We start from the raw sequence: 834 nt of genomic DNA on the forward strand, positions 1-834 counted from the left end.
AATTCTTCTTGGGCTGCGGTGGAGCATCGGCCGGCAGCATGGAAAGCCTCTGCCAGTTGAGAGATCTGAAAAGGGCTACCGGCCTGCAAGCTCTGGTTAATCGCCCACGGATCACCACCGGCCTGAGCGATCAGACCGGCAACGCTAATCCATTTCAGCTGCATTGCACCGCCCGTAAAACCGCACCCTGTTCTTCTGGAGCAGCTATGACGCTACCTCGTGGTAACCTCTCCACGCCGGTTCAAGCCGACGCTGCGGTGCAATTTGCCGCCGTTCGCTCGTCGAGCGCCTGATCGATCAATGTGGTACTGGAATGCCGTCGCAGAGTTATCGAGCCGCTAGGCGCGCTCGCGTCACCAGGCGGATTCGCCATCGATGGTCGCGAGGTCTCGCATGGGTAGAAAATTACGGGCGGACGCCGTTGGCCGCTATTCACTATGTACTAGCCTCGACGCAGCGCAGACACGGCTTCATCTCACTAGCGAATCCCAGCGACGTCAGGCCGGTCCGACGACGATCTGCCTCAAACCGATGCTGACGGCCGCATAAAGTCGGTGGTCTTACGCCAGCGATCAGTCACCTTCGAGATAAAGAATCTGCGCCGTTCGCCGGGGTGAAGTGAGCGAAGCGCTGCCTCGGCTTAGCATTCGGACATGCGCGATATCGAAGCGATTGACGCCGATCTGCAGTTGGTGTCGCGCGCTTGGTGCGCGGCTTTGGTGGCAAATGATCACGCACCGAGTACCACCCTGATCGACCAGCTTCGCGAGGAGCGACAGCAGTGAGGCGCTGCGTCCGGAACTGACATGACCGGATACCACTAGAGGTAGCGTC

General features: G+C 59.6%; 2 protein-coding genes. Both read left to right on the plus strand.

Annotated elements, in window-relative coordinates:
* Positions 1-293, plus strand: a 293-nt coding sequence (locus tag A5622_RS30265; protein ID WP_232003009.1) for a hypothetical protein, incomplete at its 5' end; no start/stop codon positions are given.
* Between the two features lie 360 nt (positions 294-653).
* Positions 654-785, plus strand: coding sequence for a hypothetical protein (locus tag A5622_RS30520; protein WP_255361663.1), 132 nt, complete (start codon positions 654-656; stop codon positions 783-785).
* Positions 786-834: the final 49 nt, after the last annotated feature.

This window comes from Mycobacterium sp. 1245801.1, from assembly GCF_001673055.1.
GTDB classification, from domain to species: Bacteria; Actinomycetota; Actinomycetes; order Mycobacteriales; family Mycobacteriaceae; genus Mycobacterium; species Mycobacterium europaeum_A.